The following is a 25,305-nucleotide window of genomic DNA, read 5'->3' on the forward strand; positions in this document are numbered from 1 at the left end:
CAACCCCGCGTCACCATCCATTCAATATCTAGTGGGTTGGGGATTATGCGTTTCCCTCGTCGTCCTCGTCATCATCGCTATAAAGTTCGGCAAGCAAAGCCATATAGTCACGGCCTGTGATCCGGTCTTGAATATCACCCATTGTCCATGCTTTACCGTCAAAACGGCAAACGCGTTGAACAAGTGCCATATTGATCTTTGCCGGATCACCTGCGCCATAGCGCTGGGCTTCCTGTGTATCGCGCGTCGTCCAATCTTTCGGTATGGTCACCGTTACCCCGCTGCGCTTCAAAACGAGTTCGCGGGTCGGAAAATTCGGGGTTAGATTAACACCGGATTTTTTGACTTTTTCGGACTTTGTGGTTTCGGTTGTTTCGCTCACGGCTGTCTCCTTTGGTTATTCATTGGGTTGCTGTCTCTTTTGGTTGTTCAATATGCGGGTGGGGCAGATCGAGACAGCGTAGGACTGCCCCACCCATTAAAGCGCCCTGCAGGGAGGGGGTGGCGCTTTAATTCCTTTTTAATCACTTCGGCCAGACATCCTTGCCTGCAATGCGATATATTCCGTTAAACAGATCGTATTCGATGTCGGGTTCTGAAAAATTGGACCGCTTGGCAACCAATGACAGAATGGTCATTTCCACTTCACGTTGGGTCGGCTCACCAAGTTTATATTCAAGATCACCGGTATCGCGGCAAAGCGTTTTGACAGTAGTGATCAACTTATGGCTCTTGTCTTCGTCGAGCCCATCGGGGCCGAAAATATCGACATAGCCATGCAACTGCCATGAGAAAGCCTTAACCGGGCTCAAGATTACGCGGTCAACATCGGGGTCAAGATATTTAAAATTGACCGTTGCGTTCAACGCTTCTAACGCACGGCTCGGCAAACTCGCCGCGCCGATCATTCCGAGGTTTTCATGATCGACATTTTTGGCTGCAACCTTGCCAACTTTAAACGTCTCGACACGGCCGACAAAACGGTTGCCTTCGAGATAAACATCGGCATCGGTGATTTGGCCTATTTGAATAGGATTCATAAGATCAACTCCTTTTTGGTTTTCGCCTTATCCGAAAACCGGTTCCCACTTTTCAGGGCTCAAAGCTTACGCGGCCAAGCCAAGGACATTGCGCACGATAGAAAGGTCGAGATAGCTATCGACCGTCAGGCGCTCCATGACAGAGACGGGCTGAATATCAAGATGATAATAGAAATGACCGTCTGCGACGTCGCGGCTTGTCGTTTTGACACGATCAAAAAAGAACCGGCTGCCCGAATAGAGCGCCCCGTCACCTTCCTTTTTACGCAAAAAGGCATTCACATCAGCTTCCACCCACTCCAGATTGGCAGGTGTTGCAATGCCATCTACACGTTGTTGCATGTAATAAAGAACGGACTCATGCACCATGTCCATGGTGCGGCGTGTCTGTATAAAATTGCGTTGCGACAAATCGGACGGGAAAGCGGCCGAACGGTTGCCCCAAGTCCTAAACCCGTTGGCAAACATATTCATCGCCGTCACAATGCCAACGCCGTTCAAGGCATTTGTATCCGATTGATAATCGCCCGGGTGGTACGAAATATCACGCTCAATACCGACAACATCGGTCATCGCTTTATTGGATGGTGAATAGTGATAGCCTTGCGCCAGATCTGTGGCGACAATCACACCCGCCATATGCTGGCTGAAAGGTTGATTGACCACATCATCAAAAACCGGGTCATAGGATTTGACCTGTGGGTACATCAAGATAGCCCGATCGGACGCGGTATTGTATTCGCCGCCTTTGCCACGGCTGGCTATAGCCTGCTCAATCGTCATGCCTGCGGGCAGATCGGAAATATTGACCGCATGAAGCTTGTTGGAAATGACGTCCATTTCGGTGCGCACGCCGGCATGGGTTGAATAGCGCGGTGCGATCAGGATTTTCGGGAAATAGCCCAACTCATTATAGGCACCATAAGCCAGTTGAAAACCGGACGCATTACCCGCCGCATCAATTGTGCCGGTGATCTCGGCCGCCGTTACCATGGTTGGGTCAGGCTTTCCGTTCTCGTCTTTATGCTTGTCCGGATCAAAGACATTGACGGCAATGATTGTGCCGCCGCCTTGGCCATCTTGTGCCTTGTTGAATATGGCCTTGATTGCTTCGGGGATAGAATAGCCACCGCCAATCTGCGGCCCCAACAATGCGGCGGCATCTTCCGGTTTTCTAATGACAATGCGCTTGTTGATAGCAGCCTTGCGCTTGTCAGCATCATCATAGATTTCTTGAATAGGTGCGGTACCGACAATCATAGTGACCGCCGACTTGGCCTCACGCACAATGCCCGCGCCTTCCCGGCGCTCAATAACCTCGGGGCCGTGATGAAAATTCTCAGGCATTATTTTGTTTCCTTCTTTTTAGGTTCGGTTGGTGTGTGGGCGGGTGCAGCGATAGCTTCAAGCAAACCACCGGCAATCATTGCCTTGATCTCGTCATGGTTTTCCGGCAGATTGACGGCTTTGCCGTGCACAAGGTTGCCGTCAAAAACGGTCTTGCTACCGTCCTTGATCGTACGGGCCTGAAACGGCCCTTTGTAAATGAAACGAGCCATTTAAAACTCTCCTATTGGTTTGTTACCTTGGTCGATCGGATAAGGATTGTGTCCGGTGTCGCGCCGAATTTCTGCAATCGACGGGATATGGTGGGAAAATTCCATCACCCAGCGCCAGCCGCCTTCAATACGGGCATCCAGCTTGTCCGATATAATTTGAAACGGTGTGGCACCGGCAACGCTTTGGCCTTGCAAAGTTTTTCGTACCGCCTCAACCGCTTCATGCGCGCTAATAAGACCACCGTTCTTGCCGTTTAATGAACGTACAAGAATAAAAAGCTGCCAGCGCAAGGTACGGCGTGTTGCATAGGCCGTTGTCGGCTTGTCATCGCCCGCTTCATAAGTGGAACCGGCATAAAGCGTAAACACTGCGCCGCCATCGCCCTGAGGAAAATCATAATTCTCGACGTTCTCGTCAAAGGATTCAACGCGGTTCAATTCTTGTGGCAACTGCGCTTTCAAGGTTTTAATGATGGCATCCTCGATACGCGTCAGCATGTCCGGTTTTTTGTTTTCGTCTTTTCCGGAAACCGTTCCACACTTTTCTGGGGGCAAATCTGTCATGACCACCCCTCCAAAGCTTTATTGATACGGCTTTCAGGCATATAGCCCTTGACCGTCTGTGCATGGGTGTCCGGCTCCGGCTGTGAGCCATCACCATTTGAATCCAATGTCATGCGGCCATTGCTTATATCTTTAAGCTGTGCAATCGCATCCTCGTAACGTTGGCGCACAACCTCGGACATATTACTTGACTGCCCGCCTTGGCCCCGCAACTTGTAGCGGGCAATATCAAAAGCAATGTCTTTCAGAAGATCAGGTATTTTGGCAAAGCCTGTTTTATACCGGGCGCTGACATAGCCATCAATCAGATTGTCGGCGGCCAGCAAAACGGTTGCCGCACGATCAAGATCAAGCGTGCGATTATCGCGTCCGCCTTGTCCCAATAGGCCGTCTGCTTCGGTTGCACCCAAACGGGTGACAAATTCCTCTGCGGCCAGATATTTCGTGCGAGCAACCATGTCGTTTAAGCCTCCTTGATAAAGCCAAGGTTTAAAAGCATTTCGATTTCATCCTCTTCGAGATTAAGGGCAATAACATCACCGACAACGCGGCGCTTTCCCTCATATTTGAGCGGAATCAAAATCGTATATTTAACGGTGCCAACCGCTTTGCCGGGTAGATCGACTTGGCCGACATCCTTGTTTGCCCCTTCATTCGTGCCACCGCCTTGCCGGTCGGGCTGTTGCGGTTCGTCCGGTTTCTGTGTTGTGCCAGTGTCAGCGATTGCAGACGGGCCGGACGCGCGGCCCGTCTCATCGGGTGAAAGAACGGTGGCAGGCGCACCAGTTCCTTCGGTTGTGTCCGTTGAGATTTCACCCTTAACACCTGCGGCTTTAGCGGTATTCTTTTTTGATTGCCTTGACACGATTAACCCTCCGCAACGTCTTTGAACAAAAAGCCGCCTTCCGCGCCGGTTATATAGGGGCGGTATTCTTCCGTGGTCGGATAAATCCAGCTTTTTGTCTGGCGTTCCTCATAAGGCTGCTCCACGATAGGATAGCCCTGTAGGCGGTATGTGTAACCGAATGACGGCACCATGTAATTGGTACCTTTTGGCACATAGGCCAACACCGCATCGTTGCCCCAAACATCATTGGCTGCATCATCATCACTTGCATTTTCATCCAGTGCCACAGCCTTACCGATTAAAACCTTTTCAACATTGAAATACTTTGCAAGCATTTCAGCGGTAATGCTGTCGGACGAGGTATATTTGAATTTTTCTGCGATAGCGGGATGGCCGTCCAAAGCATTAAAAGCCGACGGACCCAAGACCAGCATATTCGGATAGCGGCCAATCATACGGCGCACGGCCTCCTTGGCTTCCTTAATGTCATCCTTGGGCTTTGAGGCTGGGTCACTCCATTTATCGGATCCGGTAAAAGCTGTCTGGTTGTTTGGTTTGTAATTGGCCGGATCACGCACCATGTTGGCTATTTCGACTTCGCGACCAAGTCCAATAATATCCTGCACACTTTCAATCGACGTTTTGGCAAGATCAATGCCCGGAACCTTTCCTGCATCTTCCTGCAACTCGTACGGCACCTGTGCCTCAAGCGATTCCTGGCGCAAAGAAACCGGATCACTTTCATAGCCGAATTGAATACGGCGTGTTTGTGAACCGGGGGCGCGACGCGTGTCAATGTAACGGCGAAACGCATCCTTTCCAAAACGGATTACCTTCATGGAGCGGTTGGCAATATCGACATAGGGCAAAAGCTGCGTGCCGATAAACTCGTCATTGGTATAGCCCCGCGCATGATTGCTCAAAATCGGATCAATTGCCTGTGCCTGTCGGCTTGTCATCTGTCCCATAAAAAAGACCTTTCAAATTGGATTTCATGAATTAACGGATAAGAACGCTTACTCGGCCGCCAACAGCGGCGTCATTCAGCGCTATGCCAAAACTGGCGGCACCGGCGGCAATGGCGACGGGTTTTGCCGTGTCATTGGCGGCAAGCTTTTGCCCCTTGGCAATGGTGGCACCGGCAACCAGATCAACCAAACCGGAAGCAGTAATGCGCAAGGCTTCGCCCTTCTTCGCATCATGCATTGCCACGCCTTGCACTTCGTCTGTGCTTTTGGCCGCTGCATCGGCAAAGTTGACAAGCTGCCCTTCTTGTATGTCGGCGGCGGCGGCAATGGTATAAGTCAAAACGGCGACAGTGGATTTCAGCATGTTGGTGTCTCCTTTATTCACCGCGCTCAATGGCTGCGGCGGCTTCAATGTAGGTGAGATTGGGGTTGGCACGCATCCGCGCCATTGCCTTTGCATGAAGGGCGAGGCGATCAGGATCAACGCTATAGCCATCCGGCGCGGCAAAACTGACGCTTTTATCTAGCCCGCCATCTTTAGTAACAGAGTCACCTAACGGAACGACGGGCGGCTGTTTCATGAGTGCTTCGCGCAAGGACTTGGCCGGATCGCTTCCATCCGAGAAGCTGATAGAGGCGGCATCAATATCAATTGCATCAAGAATGCCGACAAGTGCCTGGCGCGACACCGGCAACCACTTGCCTTCCTTGATAAGATTATCGGCAAAACTGACGTTGGCATCATGCGCTATTGCGCGCTCGCGCTCACGAATGGTTGCCTCCCGCTTTGCCAGTTCTTTTTCTTTCTCGAGAACAGCAAAAGCGGCATCAGGCCTTTTTTTCTTCTTCGCGTCTCCACCATCGACACCGTTCGATGCTTCATCTGTCTTTTCTGTGGCATCCGGTTTTTCTTCCGGCGCAATCGTGGCGGCTGGCTTACCTGTTTTCACATTGCTGTCGACCTCTTCGCCAAAAAGCTTGTCGGCTTCTTCGTCGCTCATGAGCGACTTAGCTTCATCAGCGCCGAATTTATCGGCAAGCCACGCCATAATGCGGGCGCGTAAAGTTTGGGTTTCTTGTGGCATATCTGCAAAATCCATCGTTTCCAAAGTGATTGATTGTTGATCGTCATCCCCGGCAAAGCTAACAGACTTCAAGCCTGTAACCGCCGGGGATGCTGCACCCAAAAATCCCACGTGCCGTAAATAGTAATGTCCGGGTTTTGGGTTTGCGGGATGCTCCGGCGTAAAGAGGCGCACGGATATTTTTTTGTAGCGCTTTGATTTCACGTCATCGGCAAAGGCGGCATCAAGATCACCGACCTTGGCAACAAGACGATTGGTTTGCTCGTTAAATTCTAGCGATTTCACCCAGCCCTTGGCCGGATCATCGGTACGGGGATGCCCGACAACAATCGGCGCATCTGCAAAATCGGCATCATAGATTCGCGCTATGTCGCGCAAAGTCTCTTTTGTAAAAAAGAGAGGAGCATTTCCACCTAACGGACGAAAAGTACCGGGCCGGAAAACCTCTATATCAATTGTGGGCGCATCTTTTTTCATGCCGCCAGATTAGCGACAGCACATATCGACCGGCACGGGAACCTTGCCCGTGTTGTGCATTTTTTTCGAAAATTTTTAGATGGGGGGGGTATCGGATTTATGCCATTATAAGACGTTTAACGTCAACCGTGCCAAAGATTTATTTTTACAATCGAATCTAACGCCTATCTAACGCGCATACACGCGCTTTAACAGTGCAACCCGTGAGATTGTGCGCTATGGGATTAAAAAACGCATTGGCGGGCAAATTTAAAGTTTCTTACTCAGGGTCGCTTTCCACATCAAACCAATCCTCAATTGCATCCATGGCCGCTTGTTCGTCTTTTACACCAAAGCCGATATAAGGGCGGGCTGGAATCTTCGCACTTTTTGCAAAGATTGCTTTGTTACCAGCCGGAATGCGCAAGGCCTTTTTATCTTTAGGAACAATGGTTGCACCGAATTGGTGAACCGCCGCATCAACCGTGTTCGGTCCCAATTGTAAAACATCGCCATTGACCTGATAGACAATAGAACCTTTCAAGCGCCCCGTGCGGTTCAATATTGGCCCGGCCGAACCGCGCAATTTTTTTGTGAGTTCACTTAACGGCTGCCATTTATTGCCTTGCGGGTCTGTCTGTGTCTGGAAACGCTCGAATGTGGTTTCCAGTAATGCCTCACCGACATTTGCCAAGGCGCCACTCACATCCTTGGCTTTTTCCAACAAGTGATCAAGGACACGATCGACACGTTGCTGTTCGCCGTCGGTTAAAACCAGCTTGATCTCGACTGCCATTTGATTTTCCGTCCATTTTATATTATCTTAAAAGGTGGAAAGGCCATGCTGCGTAACCGGCCACCAAGGCCAGACCTTAAGGGCAATTGTTACGAATTGCCCTTTTTTGTTGGCCGCCGGTAAAGTAACTGGCCGTGTCGTTGATTTTCTATGTATTTTTCACGCTTGCCTGATGAGACGTCATCGATGGGAAAAAGCGTAGTGCCCGACCACCCGTCCTGGCCCCATTCAAAAACACCGACTGCCGGTGTCTTTTCCTCAAAACGCAAATAACGGCGGCGCAAAACTTGCCTGCCCGTTGTCTTCATATTCTCAAAGTCAACCCAAATTTCATCCGGATCTATTAACGCTTGAAAAGCCTTCAAGAGGTTCTGCGCGCGGCCTCTTTTTAATGACTTCCATTTACCTGTCGCTGTCTTAAACATCGCTTCGCCGACAGGAATGGCATATCCAGCTTTGTCACGTATCAGAACAGCGCCATTCTCTCCACGTTTTGCGCCAACAAGTGCAAGGATCGCATCAACATAATATTCCGCTGGCTTTCCATCTGGCAGCGAGCCAACATTTGACGGCTGTGCAATATCACGGAGCGGGCGGCGTTGCAGGGGATCCGATGCACTGCGCAATGGATTGAGTTCGTCTTGCAATTCCGGCGGTACGAGCCCTGAAGACCAATCCGCACCGGGGGCATGATCCCATCCGAAACTGATGCCATTCGGTACTTCAAGCGTTTCACCTGTTTTTGGATCTTTTACTTTTCGATACGTCAACACCGGCGTTTCATCTGGCACTGTCTTGCCCAAGCGTTCAAGCTGACGGCGTGATAGCGGCTGCACACCGCACGAACACCCCCAGCCGTTTGGCGGGTAAATGACCCGCCAAATCGGATTGTTCCAGTCAAGCACTATCCCGTCGAGCGCAACATGGTCTTGGCGTGGCATCTTTGGAGATCTTAAAAAGCCATGCTTATATTGCCAAAAAGGCCGCACCTTTACCATTTTCGGATCAGTCATTTGTTTCCAACGGCCGGCAGCATATGCAGTGCGAATATTTGTTTCAAAAATCACACGGGCGCGCCATGCACGGCCTTTCGGTGTTTTTTCGCCAGTCCAGCCGGTCCAGCCGTGTTTGGCTACAATGGCTTCAAATTGATTGGCAAATTCTTCCAACCTTTTTCCGTTTTTTAATGCATCAATAAGTGCGTCCTTCATGTCGTTCAAAAATGCATCTTTTGTAGCACCGGCTATAACAAATGCACGGTCATGCGCACGGCCTTCGAGATCACGCCAATGTTTTGTCGGCTGCCTGACCTTTTGGCGGAAATAGTCAATGGCTTCTTTGAAGGGCGTTAGAAAACTCATTCGTCTGCGCTTTCTTCTAACAAATCCGCCCGGCCTTTTGCATCGGCGGCAAGCATGGCTTGCCCCAGAACGTCGGCAAAAGGCGTTAAGGCAAATTCAGGGTAAAGCGTTAAAAGCCGTTGCGCAAACGCCGCAAGATCTTCGCCGGCGTCAACCGACTTTTTCAATTCCTTTTTTATAAGATCAATCCAGCCGGTAAAAATCGGTTGTGCGGCTTCTTCCAGTTGATCAACCAATGCCGTCAAGCCATGATCGTCATGGGGGTGATCTGAGTTATCGGGTGCGGCGAAGCTTGTGTCCGTTTGCCCCTCATTATTTGAAGCAATAGGAGTTGCAATCATTTCCCTATCGAAAATCTCGCTATAGGTTTTTGCTATGCCGACAGCCGGAACAAAGCCCGCTTGTTTAGCTGCTTGCAAATTATCCATCTCGGCCTTTTGACGTTCAGCGCGCTTCTTTTTCAATTCTTCGATTGCCGTCTCGTTTTTGGTACGCGGACGCCAAACAGTGGGGTATGGCGCCCCCGGCAAATTATAGTCAATAATCCATTTAACAATTGTAGCGTTCAAAGTCTCGCAAAGTGCATCGGCGTCACTGTCTGCCACACCGTCAGACACTTCCATATGCCCCTCGACAGCGGCGCGGCTACCCACACCATCAAGGGCGGTTGATAAGGTTTCTCCCAGAACTGTGACGCTTGTTTCCTCATTCCAGAACCGGCACCATTTTTCATAAGACGTCGTATCGCTTTTATTGACCTCCATAAAGTCAACTTCGGTACCGATTGGAACAACAATGACACCGGCCTGCACCATATCGGCCAACAATGTGGTTAATCGGTTTACCTCGTCCGGAGGTGTGCCGTATGGATATTTCCCAATAGGTGTTGGGGCGGCAAATTTTTCAAGAAAATGTGCCCAAAGCGCTACGCCTTCTCTTTTAAAAAGGACATTCCAGAACAATATGCGACCAAGGCCACGGCCATAGGGATCGGAACCGTCATCATCATGGCGATAGACAATGAATTTGCGTTCAGGAAGCTCTATCCCCTCAAACGGAGCTTCGGGTGTCAAAAGCCGCAATTTCCAATCACGATCAAAAGCAAAACGCGCCTGCCTTTGTTTCTTGATTGTCTCCGGCAAAATTAAACCGGAGCGAACATGCCAGACAATCTCGCCGACGCTATAACCGAACAACGTTCCGCTTAAGGCATCCTTGCAAGCACGGTCAAAAGAAAATCGCTTCAAAGCATATTCGACCAGCTCAGCCGCCTCTTGTGCCTGCGGATCATCATCTTCGGCAGGCATTACCACCCACTCACGTGATATAACTTTTGCAATCCGCTTTTCCAGAACCGACTTGGCGTGTCCGTCGCGTTCAACTTCCTCATAAAGCCGAATACCTTTGCCGCCACCTTTTGCGATCAATGTTTCATCTTGCGGGCGCAAAACAGTTGTATAGTTCGGCACAGTTATATCATTGGAAACTGTTGCAATAAGCCGCATGGTTTCCTTGCTTAATGTTATTTGCTGACTGGCTGTTGTGGTCTGTCTTTTATTCTTGCGCTTTGTCATAGGCGCCACCCTTTCGTCAGATCGTTATAATGGCCCGTCGCCGCAACATGAATGTCATCAAGATTAGTAACGGCACCACGGCCTATTGCCTCTTTAAAAAGCATCTCCAAAGCATCCGGTCCGTCATCATGATCGGCGGCTGGCCAATGCGTCAATTGCTCAATCAATGTCGTTTGGCTGGAATGGAATAGAATGGAACCGTTTGTTATGGCAGGCTCCAGACTTTCAATACGCATTTTCTTGTCGCTTGTGTGATTGATGGCAATTGCGGAAATATAGACGCCTTCTGCAAGGCCCTGTTCCATCGCTACCGTTCGAAAAAATTCCTGAAACTGCACGGCCTCGAAAAACCAAAGCTGGCATTTATATTGTTTTTGAAAACGTATGACATCGGCAATAATAAGGCTTGGCAAACGCTTTTTGATTGAGGCTTCGACAACGTAAAGCTTCGGCGCACGCCCAGAACGGTCTAACGCACCAATCAAAATAGCCGATGGGTCACGACTTTTACCCGCTTTTCCCAGGCTTGGGTCAACTGCACCAAAATAGAGAAGCCCCTCCGGCAAATGTGCCCAATAGGTTAAATCTTTGAAGGGCGCGTCTTCGCTCACCGGCTCGCCTTGTTGTTCACTCGCAAAGGCAATCCGGCTTTCAGCGCGTTGCATCATTAACTGCTCAAGTGACTGCATAGCAGGCCAATTTAAAACCGCACCTTCGTCCATTGCGGCCTTGTGCTGCAAATAAAAACGATGCGCGGCGGCTTGGTCTTCATTGCGAAAGACTTCTTCCCACCTATCCCAAAGCGCCAAATCATCCGGAAACTGCATCAATGCTTTAAACCGCGTCACATGCCAACCGGGTTTTTTTGACATGCGGATAATGACGGCATCGTGATGCAACACAGTACCTATGTAAAACAGCTTCATAGATCCGTCAGCTTGACCCAATTTCGAGACAGCCTTTAAAATCCATTGTTCGAGTTTGTCGCGTTGCTCCGGTGAGCGCACATTCTCGTCGTTTTCAATGTCATCCAGCACCACAAAATCCGGTCGTTTTGCGCCATGGCGGCGACCACGTAATTTCATGCCCGCGCCAACAGATTCTATACGCACGCCATTACGTAAAGTGATCTCGCCTTCTCGCCACAATCGGCCCTTGCCAACCAGATCGGGAAAGTCATAGGCAAGGCGCGGATTTTCTTCCAATTCCGCCTTTATTGCTTCCAGCGCAAGCGCGGCCTGCGCATAAGCATCCATCGCAATAATCGTATAACCGGTCAGCCCAACCAATGCTAACCAGATCGGCGCTGCCATCGAGATCAGTGTCGACTTTGCCGAGCCACGCGGGGCGATTAACAGCTCTTTTGCTCCCTTTGTTTGCTGTGCAACTTGCGGTACCAGCTTGAAAATTTCATTATGCAAAAGGCTTGGGGCTTTCGTCAGATAATGAGGAAAGTAAGTTTCGGCAAAAAATTTAAAACCTGTTTCGAGATCGAGTGCTTTTTTTATGCGCTGCGCCTTGGCCTGTTCATCCGGATCAAAACCCGCCACTTCCACCTCAATGCGCGCGCGCATTGCCTCGGCCAGTTTTTCAAGTTCATCCTTGAAACCTTTGGCGCTGAATTTACGCGTGCTATTGGGCAAAAGATTATCGGCCATCATAGACCTCGGCCAAATAGTCACCAAACGGCCCCAATATTTCAAGAATGACGTCGGCTTGTTCCGGATTTTTCCGAGAAACAAATTCTGCCAAACGCTTTAGAACATCATAGGCAACGCCCAGCTCTGACAGTTTCGGCGCGCTGCGGCTGGCGGCTGCAACCGTTTTGTTGAAAGCGTCTGATAGCGTCGCCATCAGTTTGACGCGCTCACTTGCTGATAGATCACGATCATCTTTCAATGCTTCCATCGTGCTTTGGAATTGAAGCGCAAATTCTTCCAAACTAGCAGCAATCAAAACGGCATAGCCATCACCCGTAACCAATGCGTTGGCACGCACCTTGTCCCAATCATCGCCGTCCTCTTTAGCTTCGCGCTTCCATCTGTTTATGGTTGGCAAAGAAACGCCGGTCAGCGCGGCAATATTGGTCAAAGCCAAACGCTTATGAACAAAGAGATTGCGGGCTTCACGTTTGGTGGCATCATCATGCGCCATGGTTCAAAACTCCGGACGCGGAATTTTGACCCCGTCGAGAAAAGCTTTTCGCTCTATATGATCGAAACCAGCGCGGGTCAGTGTGGCAACAAGAACGTTTCCCGGTTCATCCAGAGTAACCGCGCCCATCTCGGCAAGCCACTTCAATTGCTGGCGTACCCATTCGCGCGACCGGTTATGACCGCAACGTTGCAAGGCTTCATCAAGCAAGGTTTCATTCAATTGGCCGCTAGGCTGCATATTCAAGGCTTCAAGAATGTTAAGGCGGGCATCCTCATTGACGATTTGTGCGAAACGCGATTTATCAAGACTCATAGGTTTTTCCTCGCTTGATCCAGCAATAGTTCATTCAATCGGTTGGTGGTCGAAGAGATTGGTTTTAGGCGTTCGTCCAGAACACCTATCTGGCTACCCATCTTTTCAAGTGCAATTTCTATCCGGTGGACGGCATCACGATCAGGCAAATTTGCTAAGGCATTTTCCAGATAGTCGACCCGCTTTACCAGTTCGTTTTCTTGCGTTTGTAAAAGCTGGATTTCTTTTTCATTTTTGCGGCTTCCAGAGGTCAATAAATTATATATTGTCGTGCCGAGGCTTAATGCCGCGACACCAATGGCAAACCATACCTGAATTTCCGAGGGTTCCATCTCACTGCCTTGCACTGTTATTTATAAGAGCGGCAATGTCATCAGGCATTCCCTTTTCTTGAAGCTTGGCCGCCAGCATATCGGCAACATCGACCGGCCTTAGTTTGAAGTGGGCTAGGGCATCCGGTACGCGGGCTTGAACATAAGAAAGGCCAGTTTTTATAAGCAATGACCGCACATCAATGGTTGTTGCACCTTTTACACGAATATGTTCGCGTAAATTGTCAAACGCATAATTTACCCCGCGTTCAACCGCCCCCATCACAACTGCCCGTTGTGCGTCGTCGATTTTTATACCGACAAAATTCCGCAAACCATTGGTGATACGAGTGACAGCCCAACCAATGATGCCTGCTACCGCAACAGCGGCATAGTCAATCAATGTATTGGTTATTGGTGCCAGCGATAGAGTCGTGTCAGCGGCAAAAGCTGCGGCTGGAAACAGCAAAACCAAAAGGAAAATGAAAAAACGCATATTAAGCTCCATGTTTTTCGGCTTGACGGGCAACTGATTTTGTTGCCCACATGATTGCTGTCTCGAGATTTGTTAACGCGACCGCTGTTTCGCGGCTTTCCCCAAGGTCTTTGATTTGCCCCCACAGAACGGTTGCCGTGCGCTTGATCTTTGCAATCTTGGCAAAATCGTCGCTTGACAATGAAATACTATTCATTCCCATCACATTGCCATTTTGGGCGGTAACAATATTAGCAGCCAAGGTCATGACAGCATCAATCGGTAGGTCTGGCAAAGGCTGTACTTGTTCGGATTGTTCAGTTCCCGGTTTATTTTCCTGGCCGATAGTCGGGTCAGCCTTGAGACGTTCAGTCTGCAAAGCAATCTGCACCTCATTGCGCATCGCGCTATCATAAACGCCATCATTCGGAAGGCCGTACAGTGCTTTAAAACGGTTCACTGCTTTTTCAGTCGCGTCTCCGAATACACCATCAACATTGATATTTTCGCCAAGTTCTACAAGTTGCGCTTGTAAAAGCGCCACATCCAGCCCTTTAGAACCATGTTCCAACAATCTTATTTTCATACGACCGGGGGCAAGAATTTCAAAAGCACGTTCAGTGGCAATCTCGCGCTCTTCTAGGCCATTGGTACCGCCATTGACTGCAATCGTCACTGTTTCAACACTGGCCGTCTCAGCAGACTTTCCAATATGGCGCTGAAAATATGAGAGCGCGGTCAAAAACGCCATATCGGGCTTTGCAACTTCGTCAGGGTTGCCGATCAGGTCAACCCCTAAGGCCTTGCCTTCAGCTTCATAATTGTCATGACCTGTTAGCTGTTTCAGCCCGCGACCGCGATAACGCCAGCCATCGCCTTCCTTGGTGTTGCCCATACGCCCGCCATATACTTTATTCGCAAGCGCTTGCGGATTGTTGGCATAGGGCTGTGCGTCTTCCAGTGTTTTAAAACGTTTTGGCCACACCTGGCATAGTCTTTTCGCGGTATAGTTCAGATTTTCCAACAGCCGCGTTAAACCAGCACTCTCAACTTTAATCTGCCCCATAAATTTTGCTTGAGCAATCGGGCTTGTAATGCCAAAGCGTTCCCAAAGTCCTTTATAACCGCCTGCGACCATTGCATCGACAATGTGGGCTTTGGCATTTGGGCAAATTGCTAGAATATCAGCTTTGTATAGCATGGTTGCGACCTTTCGTTTGGTCGATCATGCCAAAAGCTAGTTCTTATGAGCACGGGCAACATGCCCGTGTCAGGCCGATTTTTTTAGATAATCTTCAAGGTCAATTTGTCGTGGGTCTTTTGTTACAATCTTTTGACCCAACCGCGCGTTGTTCAGCATGGGTTGCGTTTTAATACATCGCACCGCACGCATTGTTATATTCAAAGCCTGCGCAATTTCTCGCTGCGACTTGCCTGTCTTTATCAACTTATTTACAAGCTTATGCAAGCCCCAACTTGTAAAAGGACGAATTGGTATACTGAGTTCATCCCCGCCCAGCCGCGCAATCAAAAGCTTGGCGTTGGCTTCGCCTATGACATTCAGATCATGATCTTCACGCCATTTTTGTGGCACCCAAAACCGGCAGCCGCCAAAGTATTCAACCAGCCGCAAAGCCGTTTCCATATCGCAAATTGATGCCACTTCCTCGACAGAGGGCGCAAGACAATCCAGCGGTATGTCAAGGCTGCGGTCAATCATATCTTCACCGTAAAGCTAGTATTAATACCAACATAATCAACGAATAGGGTTTGTTGCTTTATTGTAAGACGAGTCAAAACGGATTTTTCTTCAATCAATGTCTCATCTTTTTTTACATAAAAAAATCTGCAAGAAATGCCGTTATCTTTTCTCACCCAAAACCGTGTTTTCTTTGCAGCAAAAGAAAAACCGTCTGCCACGAGATCCTTGTGAATTTTATCAAGCAACATCGCATGTTTTCGGATAATCCAATCATGATCATCATCGCTAACACTTGGGCGCGTATTTTTCTTTTTCCTTGCCATCACGCCGCCGCCTTTTGTTTCTCGCGCACCAACACGCCCAGCCGCGCAATTTCAGCATTCAGATCACCATTGGTTGTAAAGTGCGCATCAAGTCCGAGCTTGCGCCGTTGCGCGGCAATAATACGTACTTGCAAGAAAGAAAGTTCGGTCATGCCGTCTCGTGCTGGATAGCTGGATGGATTAAGATCAAGACCGGCACGCACCATCATTGTCTTGATCGCATCTATGACCTTAGCTGCATCACTGCCATGCGTTAGAAATTGTGTATGATCTACGCCCGTCTGACGCTTGGCAAATTTAATCAATGCACGATCGTCGGGATTCTTGATTACGCCAAGGTGATAGGCCGACAGCCACATAGCTTGCAGTTTTTTACCATATTTTCCGCTGACAGACGCACTGCGTGGCCGCTTTGCCGTACGATTGCCCGGTAAACGCTTCATTGCAAGAATAACCTTTTGTGCTTCTGCCTCAGTCATGTTTTTGCTGGATTGTTGGCCGACCTCTCGCAACATAAACGACCGGCGCATATCCTCATCCATGCCGATTCTACGGGCCTCGGCATGGATCGCTCTAATTTGTTGTGCGTTCGCGCTCATCATGCCGCTCTCGGAAAATTATCAAGGAAGCGCGATTGGCCGGGGAACGCCCACCGATGCCAAATCCTAAAGCCGCTTAAGTCACCCTCCGGCAGACCAGGGCAAAGATAAGTGCGGCCGTTATAAGCCAATCGACACCTCGTTTCTACAGTGTTCTTAAAGGTCCGTCCTTCACCTTCTGCAAAAATTAAAGCACCCTCGGGAACCGTTGACAGCATTTGGCTAAATCCGACAACGCCGTCTCGAAAACAATATGCATAATAATGTGCCATTCACACTGCTCCTTTTTTCAGTTCGAGTGGTTCAATTATAAAATCTTCGCCACCCGATTTGATTGTAACGCCGGGCACGGTCATCGCCTTGTCCGGCTCGGCTAGCATGGCATCCTTGTTGACTTCTTCCTTGACGCGAATAAACTTTTCCAAACCAGCAAGTTTACAACCCTCAATGATTGCCTCCACACGGCGTAGGCTCACACTTGGCGGCCGCGTGCGCCACGATACTGTGCCGGTTGAAAAGCTCGCAAATTTTACTTTCCCATTATTGGTGAGCTCATTCCGGTGCGCTTCGCAATATGCCTGCACGCCAGCGGTCAAACTTGCGAGCTCTTCATTCAGGGGCGCCGCTAGTTCGTCAAAGGATTTGCCGATTTCCCGCACGCGCTCGTCATGCTGCGCTTTAATTACATCCCGTTGACTGTGCAGATCCCCAATTCTCGCGATTTTAGCGACCACGTCATCACGACTTTGCGGCACGGCGATCAAAGCCGCGTTTTTTGTTTTCTTTGCCATCGTTCAAACTCCTTTAAGCTTTAAGCGGCTTCATTGCCGAACGCATTGGCATTGGCAGGTGTTGCTTGGTTAAGTGGGAAAGGAAGCGGTACAACCTTTTCATTTGGGTTCATTGCCATTTCATAGATCAACTGGATTGCTATACGTCTGCAATCGCTGGACGTCAGAAACACGCCGCCATGGCGGGCAAGTTCAAGAAACTCGTCATGCAATTTCATCAATCCGTCTGGCACTCTGTAATCTGTGTTTAAATGTTTCATGATGCTTTCCTCTCATTTTTGGCAGGGTTGAATTCGCAAATCTGGCAGGCTTGCCAATGTTTTACCTCGGCGCGGCTGCTCGTTGGTATCGGCCGGTTGCGGTATTGGTTGCAATCAGCTGCGGTCAGTTCTTTTTGAAGGTATGGACAGGCAACAAGGCCGGTCAGGTTTTCCATAATGGCAATGCGCAACTTGTGTGTATCGCCGGGATATTTACCGGCTCGTGCCAACGAAAGACTGGACCGTTTATAACCGATCTTATCCGCAACGGCCTTGATTGACCCCAAGCGATCAATCGCTGTTTCCAAAAGTGCAGTAGCATGGGCATCAAGCTGCGAATAAGTCATTGTTCCCCCTCCGTTTGCTTATTGCGGTCAATCATCTTGCCTTTCGACCAGATTGGCGCAAACGGCCCTGTATTCTTTATCAGCCGATAAACTTTGAAGCCGTTGGACGTTTCGGCCGTACCTTTCTCTCGAGAGCCGAGCTCTACAAGATAACAAGCGTTAAGCAGCAATCGAAAATAGGTTTGCAGATTGTGTTCCGGAGCTTTGTCCTTGGCGGTCTTTGCAACCATACTAATGCTTGGCACTGTAAAGCGACCTTGAAAGCGCATGGCATTCCATGCTCTTTGGCGCAATGTATTTGACGGCTGCTTTGCCAACATATGACGAGGCTTATTCGGCCCACTTGTGATGCTGCGCCCCTCATTCAAAAAGTCACGCCCCTCGCCCGTTAGCTGAAACCGGCCGCGCTCGAGGCGTTCAATCAATAATTTTTCAATCAATTTGCTGGCGGCCTTGCTGATTTCCGATCGGACAATCGGCAAGTGTGTGTCCAATTCATCAAGGGTTTTAAAGCCCTTTCCGATCGCGCCCAGTATGGCGATTTGTGTTGTTCCTTGACCTGCCATCATACAATCTCCGGCACAAAAATTGGCTTGCCGGTGCGGCGGTCATTAACCAGCAACTTACCAGCCATATCAGACAGCGTCATCGGATTATCCTTGCTAAATTCACCGCGTTTCCCGGCGCGTTCAATATTGGCAATCGCTTCCTTGACCTCACGGTTAAAACCACGCGTGACTTGATGGACAAAATTGACAAGATTGTCTGCCACTGGCACTTCGCAAATGGTATCCATGAATAAACGCACGTCACGCGGGCTTGACACATCAAAACTGACATATTGCGCGATGCGGCTTGCAACCTGTGGCAACGCCGTCAGATTGTCACGCAACTTGCCCATCCCCACCAGAATGAAAACAATGTCACCAAGATCGCTAAAATCACGGATGCTTTCCATAATGCGGGAATTGCGCGATATGTGGTCAGCTTCATCAATAACAACTGCAAAAGTCTGCCGTTGTTGTGCCATGAATGACTGGCGTTGCAACATGGCTTCCATTGCTTGGCTAAAACGCTTTGCATAAGAGTGCATTGGTGTCACATTCATTTCACCCAAAAGATCATTCAAAAACCAGCCGGGCGTCCATTCCTTTTTGGCGCGCACATAGATTGCATCATTCTGGATTGCCCAGCGATGCAGGGCTGTCGTTTTCCCAAGTCCCGGCAAGCCATCGACCGCCATCAAGCAAGCCTCTTGTGCGCCGCGCCGTTCCAATGCCGACAAGGCACTGTAAAAACGCTGTATATTTTCGGTTTCGACAAATTCGTTTTTCATTTATAGTCTTTCTGTCTCTATGACTTCCGGCGTCAGGCGGCAGATCGGGCAAGCTTTACGAGGGCATCCAGATCAACGCCTTGGCGACCGAGAAAATCAGCATTGTGTTTTGTTGCCAAAAGATCATCACGAATATTCGATTGATCTTGCGGCGTCACTTTTTCAGGGTTATCCAAAAGCCAACGCGCATACTCGGCGTCGTCCCTGAAATTCGGACGCTTGCTGGCTGTGGTGGAATTGTTTTGCTGCACTATTGGCGCATCATTGCTTGCGACCAGAACGGGGCGCGGCGCTTCAATCGGTTGCATTGGCATAACGGGGTCGCTATAAGCGTCCAAAGTGATTGCGTGCAATTCTGCATCAATCGCATCAACTTTGCGCATGGCGCGAGCCTTGCGGCCCTTGTGGCGTTTTTCCATTGCCGCTTGTTCTGCACTATAGGGCACAAAGCGGGTCTTGTGACCTTCAAATTGCGCAACGGCGATCAGCTTACCGGGCTTGCGTTCACCGTCGATCAAGACAATCTCGCGCACAACGACCTTTTGTGCGTCGTGTATGTCATAAGCAACGATCACCTCTTTCCCGTGATACTTTTCCAGTTCAATTGCAAAATAACTATTGCCCAACCATTCGACCAAAGCACGGCGGGTCTTACGAATGACCCAAGGCTGCAAGAGATCACGAGCCTCCTCGTCATCAATGAGATCAGGCGTGAAACCATTGGCAACAGACCGCGCCCAGACTTCATTCGGTGTCATATGGCGCCGCTTGCCACTGACTGGATCAATCATCTTGTCCAGACCTCTATGTGGCCGGTCATTATACCGATCAATCAAATTCTGGCAGGCTTCCAAAAATTCGGACCATGACGGCAACAAAGATGAAATACCGCTTGTTTGAATATCTTTTCGTGTTGTCTTGTGAACAACTTTTGAAGCCTCTCGATCCATATCGCGGCCAATGTAGGTTGGAAACTCACGAGCTAAGACCGTCCAACGCTTGTTAAAGTTTTCAATGACACCTTTGGCTTGGCTATTGTACGCAATGGCATGCGTCGGCGTTGTGCCTAGCCGTGACAAAAAGCCGGTCAAGTCATCTTCCATTTTTTTATTTTTGTATCCACGCCCATTGTCCGAATAGAACAAGGCGGGAATTGCGCAAGTGCGTGCAGCCATCAAAAGTGCGTCAATGACGGCATTGGCATTTTCATCCAGCGCAGCCGACCAGCCTACAATCTTGCGGCTATGCGCATCAATGATTGTGGTGATTTCCGGCTTGAATGGTTGGCCATGCAACGGGTGTGCGATTTCCGCGTCGAACGTTTTTCCGTCGGCCACATAAACCGACGCGGCCAAAAGATCAGACACATCGCGGCTCTTGTATGCTTTTAGTGTTTTTAATTCATGCGGTCCCATCCGGCCGCGCTGTTTTTCAATTTCTGGCAGCTTATCGAGCGCGTGTCGCACTTGCCGCAAGCTGGGCATTGTCTGGCCCTGGTTATCCAAGCACCAGCGTTCGTAGGACTGCGCAACGCTTGGCTTTTGTGGATGGCGATAATACTTCAAGAAAGCTTTGAGCCAAACCGGCACGGATTGTTTCTCGCGGGTTTTTTTGGGTGCAAGTGCTATCAACCCGCCATCTTCGCGCATTGCAAACCAACGCGCAATTGTGCCACGTGATAGGCCACGCCCTTTATCATTGGCATGTATAGCTAGCGCCGCTAATTCTGGAGCTAGCCGACCGGCTTGCAGATCAGCCAAGAATGCCAAGATTGCACTGCGCTGAGAGTCACCCTTATCAAACATACGCATACTGATATGATGCAAGACACCAGCGCGCGCATTCATCACGTCCTTTTGTCGAGCTGTCAGATCAGTCATTTGCACTTGATCGGCCTTGACCAGATCACGACTTTTTTGTTTCGCAACCTCATTGCGACGGAACGGCATTGTGTATTCAACCATCAACGCTGTTTGCAATGCTACAGGAAGCAAAGAAACATGATATTCCATTCCACCCGAACGTCCGCATCTTTTACGGGCTAAAGGTGAATTGTCCCAGCCTTCACGGTTTATAGCAATCTGGACGCCGCGCTTGGTGCCGGGCATTACTTTCAGCCCATGACGGACAATTGCGTCTGCGATTTCTTGCGGCGAATAAAATGATTGAAACATTCAACGCCCCTTCACTTTTGCCAGAAGCTGGTCACGGCGACGGCTGATTTTCTCTAATTGCTGTTCGGCTTGCCAGACTTCAATAATATCCGCATAGCGTTCCGGCACCGCCACAAACCCCACAAATTGGCATATAAAGGCCAATAAACCGGCGCATTCAGTTGCATCTAACAGCGCTATGAACCGTTCTAATGTTATTTTATGGTTTTCACGCGCTGGGCTCGCATAAGCATCCAGCATATTGACTGTGATTGTTTGATCCAAAAACTCCGACATTTCTTGAGCTATTTTTTCGCGTGTTTTGCCCGATTGTTGGCACGCATGGGCAACCACGCGCGCAATTTTTACGTTTAAAGTCCCCCCTTTTGTAATTTCAGACGCAAGCTTGGCCGCGACTTCTTCCGGTTGATAGTCACGGAAAAGATCAAGCGTGTTTATGTCGCGGCGCTTGCTCATTATGCCAGCCCCTTGGCTTTCACCCACGCAACAATTCTTTCAGCTTGCGGGGTCAGCACAACGTCAAGTTCATCATCTTTCAGTTTTGAAAGGCCTGTTGATAACGCTTTAAATTTGCGCTCGATGGCGGACGGAAGACAGCCATTGGTGAGAAGCATCAAAGCTTCCGTAACATTAGAGGCCTTGGGCGGTGTCGCCAAAATCAGATTGAGTATGGCCTCTTGTTGTTTCGCTGTTTGCTCGGATAATATTTTCAGATTAGCCATATGATCGGCTAGCCATGTGCCAACCAAACGGCGCCGGCTTTTGTCTGATAGGCCTTTCCAAACAGACACGGCCAGTTCAATCGAACGTTTGGATATGCCCAAAACTTCAGCCGTCTTTTGTGCAAACGAAAAAATTTCGTTTGCAGAACCGTGGCGTGCTTTTGCACCAGCCACACCCGCCTTTGTTTCGGGATGCAACTGCTCATAAGCAAGCTTCATTTCATAAAGATGTTGGCAGCGATCAAGTCCCTTAGGCTCGTTACGTATAAGGTTTTCAGTGACTTCTTCAAGCCGCGCCTCATGCTCATTCTTTGCGGTCGAAAGCAACGCCGGAATGCGTTCTTCACCGTTAAGAATAAAGGCTTCAAGGCGATGACGGCCGGATACAAGCACCGGCTTGCCTTCCTGTTCACGCACCTTGATCGGATATTGCAAGCCTTGTTCTCTAATCGAACCGGCCAACGCATCAACATAGGCTGGGTTCACATGCCTAGCACGATTTTCTGGCACCACAATTTTTTTGATTTCCAGATCAAGCACGAGGCGATCAGATAGAACCTTGTCAGGCTCTATTGATTTTGTTGACATAGGGGCGTTCATGCGGCCTTCTCCATGTCAATCAAAGCGTTAGATTTTTTACTTTCTAAAATCGCTTTATATCTGTTAGATAGAACACGAGGTTTTTTAATGAGGTAACGATCTGGCCAAAGGAGGCAGGGATCTTGGTCTATACAAGCCGCAATTATTGATTGTGCTTTATAGTGACACTTGTTTTTCACCTGAACGAACGTAGACGGGTGATAGCCGTTTTCACGGGCAAGTTCGGATAAACTAAAGCCCCGCCGTTTTATTTCGGCAATAATGCCTGGCCAGTCTAACTTAGGCTTACTCATTACTTAATCTCCCAAAAAGCGGTTGTAGCAGCACCCGCTTTTTTTCTGGTAGTTGGATTATAAATACAGACCGTAATCACGGTTTATAATAAAGGAGGTTAAGGCAAATTTTGGGTTTTGTAAACCTATTTTTTGCTTTTTGACATGGCGCGCCCAGAACGAATAAAAACTGTTTTAGGTCAACGGCTTAGATTAATTCGTCAACGAAACGGTAATCTAGACAGAGATGTATTTGCTAAAAATTTGGGTATAAATGCAAAAACTCTCGCAAATTATGAAAGGGGTGATTCTGCGCCGGACGCTCCAACCTTGGCACAATATCAAAAATTATATGGAATAAATATCAACTGGCTTTTGTCTGGTGCCGGCGACATGACGTTAAATGGTGCTGATACAATGATTGATAACGAACGCTTAACTATGGCTATTTCAGCGGTCGAGGAAGGATTGCAAAGAGTAAAAAAGACGTTACAGCCCAATTCCAAAGCAGAATTAATAGCGATTGCTTATAAAATTCTTGGAAGCGGTGAAAAATATGATGCTACAGATGCCGATAATATTATTCGGCTTATAGCCGCAAAATAAAACAATTCTTGACCAAATGATATCATGATTTCCCAGATTAAAGTAGGGAGACCAAAAATGAACGGTTGGGATGAATTACACGAGAAACTCGCAAAAGCTTTTGAACACCACACTGATGAGACGAATAATGAAACTGTAACTGGAACTGTGATTCAAATCATTGTCGGCAATATTAATACCTTCAATATTAATAAAAATGAAGAAAATTTGAAAAGAGATACCAGAGAGAAATAAATAGGAAACTGAGGGATAAAATGCGTGGAGTGAGAATTTTTATAGCAATATCTATTTTGACTGTAGGCATAGCTTCAGCCGATGAACTCAAAACGATGTCTGCTTTTGATTATCTTCTGGAATGTGAAAATTTGATCGGTCAGTCTGTCCAGATCGACGATTGTGAAGCAAGCAACGTTTCGATTGATGGCTTTCTTTGCCGTGTTAAAACAGAGACAGGGAATGCTGGGGCTATTACCATATTGCCGAACAAACTTCCAAAAAAAGAAATGTCTTATGGTTTACAAAAGTGCGGCAATTCCCGTCCGAAAGATAATTGCGTGGCTGTCATAAATGGCATCGCAAAAAAAAGCGCATCAGGTATGGCTCAAATTGAAGCTACCGAAATTATCTGGCAAGCTGAAAAAAAGTGAATTCTTCTGTTCCCACCTCAATAAAATCGAGGCATTAAAGATTTTCACCTTAACGCCTTGTTATTATTGTATATATTTTAGGTGGGAACAACGTCGCGTAACTTCATTCAAAATTTCCCACCTTAAACAGTTATTTGTCTCAAATATCGTGTCACATTCTAACGGCGTAATCAGTGCAAGGCCTTGCTACACTTGACGTTCCGTTTGATAGCACTTTGATTGAAAATGATATTAAAATGATAGCGAATTGATCGAAAATGATAGTCTGTCAGATCATGACGATTTTTTCCGCGTTTTCAGCCGCAATCGGGTTTTTATAATATTTTTCAAGCAATTGCGGTTTTTTTCGGTCAGTTCTTCATGACTCAAATATTCTGGAAATCTGTCTCAAATAACACAGTCCCCTACAGCGCCCGTTCGGAATGGCCGTGCTTGACCGCTTTTTCTAGTCTGATAAACTGTAACGCGTAAACTAGTGATTGACACTTTGTTGCGGCTTGACCGCATTTTTTAATCTGTCGTGTTCAGGCTGCAATATTGGCTTTATTGACCAAGCTTGCAGCCTGATCGCGTTTTATAGGCTGATATAATTGGCCAAGTTCTGATCTCTGAAATCGTTTGTTGCGGCTTGACCGCATTTTCTAATCTGTTACAACTCCGGTGTGTGGTCAACACTGCTCGATGAAGCAAAGGAAAAATCCAAACACTTATCACGTGAAGAAGCGGTAAAAATAGGCGTTCTACTAACACTTTTCACCGGTAGGCGTGTTGTCGAGATTTTTTGCCAAGGAGATTTTTCTCCAGCACAATTGATTGTCGATAAGAAACCTGTACAAAATGCATATGATTCTTGGCATGTAAATTTATACGGCCAAGCCAAGACGCGGGGTGCGGACGGGACGAATTTCGACAAAACTTATGTAATCCCGACACTGACGCAGTCGAAAAATGTCATTTACGCACACTGGCTTATGCGTAATAGCTCGTTTGGCAAAGAATGGGCGGAAATGACACCGGACGAATTTAAAAACGATCTTTTGCGAACACCTTCTCCAAAGTGTATTGCTTCAATCATTAGAAACCAGCTTTTTAGTGAATCTTGGCCAGAAGGCCTAAAAATAAAATTTTCCGATATAAGGACAATCTATGTAGAAATTACAAATGCTTTCTTCCGTCCGAATAATCTGACAAAAGCTGGATTTATTACTAAAATACTCGGACATTCGACCGAATATCTACAGACGGAAAATAGCTATATGAAATTTTATCTGCCAGACGTGACAAAGGCCGGTGTTTCTCAAGGCATAAAAACACGTTTTTTACATCGGTTGAAAAATTACTACAGCGAGATGAAAGAAAAATATCCAAATTCCTACGCTTGAGTATTAAGGTTCTGGATAGAAAACCAAACAAACAAAAGC

Annotated in this window: 35 protein-coding genes; 4 read left to right on the forward strand and 31 right to left on the reverse strand. The window is 48.3% G+C overall.

Annotated features, from left to right (window positions below):
- Positions 1–43: 43 nt before the first annotated feature.
- From GQS64_RS10040 to GQS64_RS10190, 31 genes are all read right to left on the reverse strand, one after another.
- Positions 44–382 carry a hypothetical protein gene (locus GQS64_RS10040; protein WP_198224015.1) on the reverse strand — a complete coding sequence of 113 codons (339 nt, stop codon included), beginning with the start codon at positions 380–382 and terminating at the stop codon, positions 44–46.
- 142 nt (positions 383–524) lie between these two features.
- The gene (locus GQS64_RS10045; protein WP_198231482.1) at positions 525–1,040 is read right to left on the reverse strand and encodes a phage major tail tube protein; all 516 of its coding nucleotides are present in this window, start codon (positions 1,038–1,040) and stop codon (positions 525–527) included.
- A 66-nt stretch (positions 1,041–1,106) separates the two neighbouring features.
- Complete coding sequence (locus tag GQS64_RS10050) at positions 1,107–2,387, reverse strand: phage tail sheath subtilisin-like domain-containing protein (protein ID WP_198231483.1); 1,281 nt, start codon at positions 2,385–2,387, stop codon at positions 1,107–1,109.
- The gene (locus tag GQS64_RS10055) at positions 2,387–2,599 is read right to left on the reverse strand and encodes a hypothetical protein (RefSeq protein ID WP_198231484.1); all 213 of its coding nucleotides are present in this window, start codon (positions 2,597–2,599) and stop codon (positions 2,387–2,389) included. The genes GQS64_RS10050 and GQS64_RS10055 overlap by 1 nt, the downstream gene beginning before the upstream one ends.
- Positions 2,600–3,163, reverse strand: coding sequence for a Gp37 family protein (locus tag GQS64_RS10060; RefSeq protein WP_198224012.1), 564 nt, complete (start codon positions 3,161–3,163; stop codon positions 2,600–2,602).
- Positions 3,160–3,621: a DUF1320 domain-containing protein gene (locus GQS64_RS10065; RefSeq protein ID WP_198224011.1), complete on the reverse strand. Its 462-nt coding sequence runs from the start codon at positions 3,619–3,621 to the stop codon at positions 3,160–3,162. Before GQS64_RS10065 ends, GQS64_RS10060 begins: the two co-directional genes overlap by 4 nt.
- A 5-nt stretch (positions 3,622–3,626) precedes the next feature.
- Positions 3,627–4,028, reverse strand: coding sequence for a hypothetical protein (locus GQS64_RS10070; protein ID WP_198231485.1), 402 nt, complete (start codon positions 4,026–4,028; stop codon positions 3,627–3,629).
- Positions 4,029–4,030: 2 nt separating this feature from the next.
- The gene (locus tag GQS64_RS10075) at positions 4,031–4,978 is read right to left on the reverse strand and encodes a major capsid protein (protein ID WP_198222432.1); all 948 of its coding nucleotides are present in this window, start codon (positions 4,976–4,978) and stop codon (positions 4,031–4,033) included.
- Between the two features lie 31 nt (positions 4,979–5,009).
- Positions 5,010–5,342: a DUF2190 family protein gene (locus GQS64_RS10080; RefSeq protein WP_198231486.1), complete on the reverse strand. Its 333-nt coding sequence runs from the start codon at positions 5,340–5,342 to the stop codon at positions 5,010–5,012.
- A gap of 13 nt (positions 5,343–5,355) precedes the next feature.
- Positions 5,356–6,540, reverse strand: a complete 1,185-nt coding sequence (locus GQS64_RS10085; protein ID WP_198231487.1) for a hypothetical protein — start codon at positions 6,538–6,540, stop codon at positions 5,356–5,358.
- A gap of 259 nt (positions 6,541–6,799) precedes the next feature.
- Positions 6,800–7,315: a phage virion morphogenesis protein gene (locus GQS64_RS10090; protein ID WP_198231488.1), complete on the reverse strand. Its 516-nt coding sequence runs from the start codon at positions 7,313–7,315 to the stop codon at positions 6,800–6,802.
- An 89-nt stretch (positions 7,316–7,404) separates the two neighbouring features.
- Entirely contained in the window at positions 7,405–8,676 is a 1,272-nt protein-coding gene (locus tag GQS64_RS10095) for a PBECR2 nuclease fold domain-containing protein (protein ID WP_198231489.1), read from the reverse strand.
- Complete coding sequence (locus GQS64_RS10100; protein ID WP_198231490.1) at positions 8,673–10,250, reverse strand: DUF935 domain-containing protein; 1,578 nt, start codon at positions 10,248–10,250, stop codon at positions 8,673–8,675. The genes GQS64_RS10095 and GQS64_RS10100 overlap by 4 nt, the downstream gene beginning before the upstream one ends.
- Positions 10,247–11,911: a phage terminase large subunit gene (gene terL, locus GQS64_RS10105; protein ID WP_198222420.1), complete on the reverse strand. Its 1,665-nt coding sequence runs from the start codon at positions 11,909–11,911 to the stop codon at positions 10,247–10,249. Before terL ends, GQS64_RS10100 begins: the two co-directional genes overlap by 4 nt.
- On the reverse strand, positions 11,898–12,404 hold the full coding sequence (locus GQS64_RS10110; RefSeq protein WP_198231491.1) for a DUF1804 family protein: 507 nt from the start codon (positions 12,402–12,404) through the stop codon (positions 11,898–11,900). The genes terL and GQS64_RS10110 overlap by 14 nt, the downstream gene beginning before the upstream one ends.
- Positions 12,405–12,407: 3 nt before the next feature.
- Positions 12,408–12,719: a hypothetical protein gene (locus GQS64_RS10115; RefSeq protein WP_198231492.1), complete on the reverse strand. Its 312-nt coding sequence runs from the start codon at positions 12,717–12,719 to the stop codon at positions 12,408–12,410.
- A complete protein-coding gene (locus GQS64_RS10120) occupies positions 12,716–13,051 on the reverse strand; it encodes a DUF2730 family protein (protein WP_198222414.1) in 336 nt (111 codons plus the stop codon). Before GQS64_RS10120 ends, GQS64_RS10115 begins: the two co-directional genes overlap by 4 nt.
- A gap of 1 nt (position 13,052) precedes the next feature.
- The gene (locus GQS64_RS10125) at positions 13,053–13,526 is read right to left on the reverse strand and encodes a hypothetical protein (protein WP_198231493.1); all 474 of its coding nucleotides are present in this window, start codon (positions 13,524–13,526) and stop codon (positions 13,053–13,055) included.
- A 1-nt stretch (position 13,527) separates the two neighbouring features.
- On the reverse strand, positions 13,528–14,706 hold the full coding sequence (locus tag GQS64_RS10130) for a DUF7681 family protein (protein WP_198231494.1): 1,179 nt from the start codon (positions 14,704–14,706) through the stop codon (positions 13,528–13,530).
- 69 nt (positions 14,707–14,775) lie between these two features.
- Positions 14,776–15,150, reverse strand: coding sequence for a hypothetical protein (locus tag GQS64_RS10135; protein WP_198231495.1), 375 nt, complete (start codon positions 15,148–15,150; stop codon positions 14,776–14,778).
- A gap of 71 nt (positions 15,151–15,221) precedes the next feature.
- A complete protein-coding gene (locus tag GQS64_RS10140) occupies positions 15,222–15,530 on the reverse strand; it encodes a hypothetical protein (protein ID WP_198222406.1) in 309 nt (102 codons plus the stop codon).
- Positions 15,530–16,132: a regulatory protein GemA gene (locus GQS64_RS10145; protein ID WP_198231496.1), complete on the reverse strand. Its 603-nt coding sequence runs from the start codon at positions 16,130–16,132 to the stop codon at positions 15,530–15,532. The genes GQS64_RS10140 and GQS64_RS10145 overlap by 1 nt, the downstream gene beginning before the upstream one ends.
- A 269-nt stretch (positions 16,133–16,401) precedes the next feature.
- Positions 16,402–16,920 carry a host-nuclease inhibitor Gam family protein gene (locus GQS64_RS10150; protein WP_198231497.1) on the reverse strand — a complete coding sequence of 173 codons (519 nt, stop codon included), beginning with the start codon at positions 16,918–16,920 and terminating at the stop codon, positions 16,402–16,404.
- Between the two features lie 20 nt (positions 16,921–16,940).
- Positions 16,941–17,180 (reverse strand): hypothetical protein, encoded by a 240-nt coding sequence (locus GQS64_RS10155; RefSeq protein WP_198222400.1) that lies wholly within the window; start codon positions 17,178–17,180, stop codon positions 16,941–16,943.
- Entirely contained in the window at positions 17,177–17,527 is a 351-nt protein-coding gene (locus GQS64_RS10160) for a hypothetical protein (protein ID WP_198222398.1), read from the reverse strand. Before GQS64_RS10160 ends, GQS64_RS10155 begins: the two co-directional genes overlap by 4 nt.
- Positions 17,524–18,096: a hypothetical protein gene (locus GQS64_RS10165; RefSeq protein ID WP_198231498.1), complete on the reverse strand. Its 573-nt coding sequence runs from the start codon at positions 18,094–18,096 to the stop codon at positions 17,524–17,526. Before GQS64_RS10165 ends, GQS64_RS10160 begins: the two co-directional genes overlap by 4 nt.
- Entirely contained in the window at positions 18,093–18,863 is a 771-nt protein-coding gene (locus GQS64_RS10170; RefSeq protein WP_198231499.1) for an AAA family ATPase, read from the reverse strand. The genes GQS64_RS10165 and GQS64_RS10170 overlap by 4 nt, the downstream gene beginning before the upstream one ends.
- A gap of 32 nt (positions 18,864–18,895) precedes the next feature.
- Positions 18,896–21,037, reverse strand: coding sequence for a Mu transposase C-terminal domain-containing protein (locus GQS64_RS10175; protein WP_198231500.1), 2,142 nt, complete (start codon positions 21,035–21,037; stop codon positions 18,896–18,898).
- Positions 21,038–21,493, reverse strand: coding sequence for a hypothetical protein (locus GQS64_RS10180; protein WP_198222390.1), 456 nt, complete (start codon positions 21,491–21,493; stop codon positions 21,038–21,040).
- Positions 21,493–22,347, reverse strand: a complete 855-nt coding sequence (locus tag GQS64_RS10185; protein WP_198231501.1) for a ParB/RepB/Spo0J family partition protein — start codon at positions 22,345–22,347, stop codon at positions 21,493–21,495. The genes GQS64_RS10180 and GQS64_RS10185 overlap by 1 nt, the downstream gene beginning before the upstream one ends.
- 8 nt (positions 22,348–22,355) lie before the next feature.
- Positions 22,356–22,652: a helix-turn-helix domain-containing protein gene (locus GQS64_RS10190; protein WP_198222386.1), complete on the reverse strand. Its 297-nt coding sequence runs from the start codon at positions 22,650–22,652 to the stop codon at positions 22,356–22,358.
- Positions 22,653–22,796: 144 nt separating this feature from the next.
- Between GQS64_RS10190 and GQS64_RS10195 the strand changes: the two genes are divergently transcribed.
- The 4 genes from GQS64_RS10195 (at position 22,797) to GQS64_RS10210 (ending at position 25,266) form a co-directional block, all read left to right on the forward strand.
- Positions 22,797–23,237 carry a helix-turn-helix domain-containing protein gene (locus GQS64_RS10195; protein WP_198222384.1) on the forward strand — a complete coding sequence of 147 codons (441 nt, stop codon included), beginning with the start codon at positions 22,797–22,799 and terminating at the stop codon, positions 23,235–23,237.
- Positions 23,238–23,294: 57 nt separating this feature from the next.
- Positions 23,295–23,471 carry a hypothetical protein gene (locus GQS64_RS10200; RefSeq protein ID WP_198222382.1) on the forward strand — a complete coding sequence of 59 codons (177 nt, stop codon included), beginning with the start codon at positions 23,295–23,297 and terminating at the stop codon, positions 23,469–23,471.
- Positions 23,472–23,491: 20 nt separating this feature from the next.
- Positions 23,492–23,884: a hypothetical protein gene (locus GQS64_RS10205; protein WP_198222379.1), complete on the forward strand. Its 393-nt coding sequence runs from the start codon at positions 23,492–23,494 to the stop codon at positions 23,882–23,884.
- Positions 23,885–24,546: 662 nt separating this feature from the next.
- Positions 24,547–25,266, forward strand: coding sequence for a protelomerase family protein (locus GQS64_RS10210; RefSeq protein WP_198231502.1), 720 nt, complete (start codon positions 24,547–24,549; stop codon positions 25,264–25,266).
- Positions 25,267–25,305 lie beyond the last annotated feature (39 nt).

It is taken from the genome of Bartonella sp. P0282 (genome assembly GCF_048452985.1).
Taxonomy (GTDB): Bacteria; Pseudomonadota; Alphaproteobacteria; order Rhizobiales; family Rhizobiaceae; genus Bartonella; species Bartonella choladocola.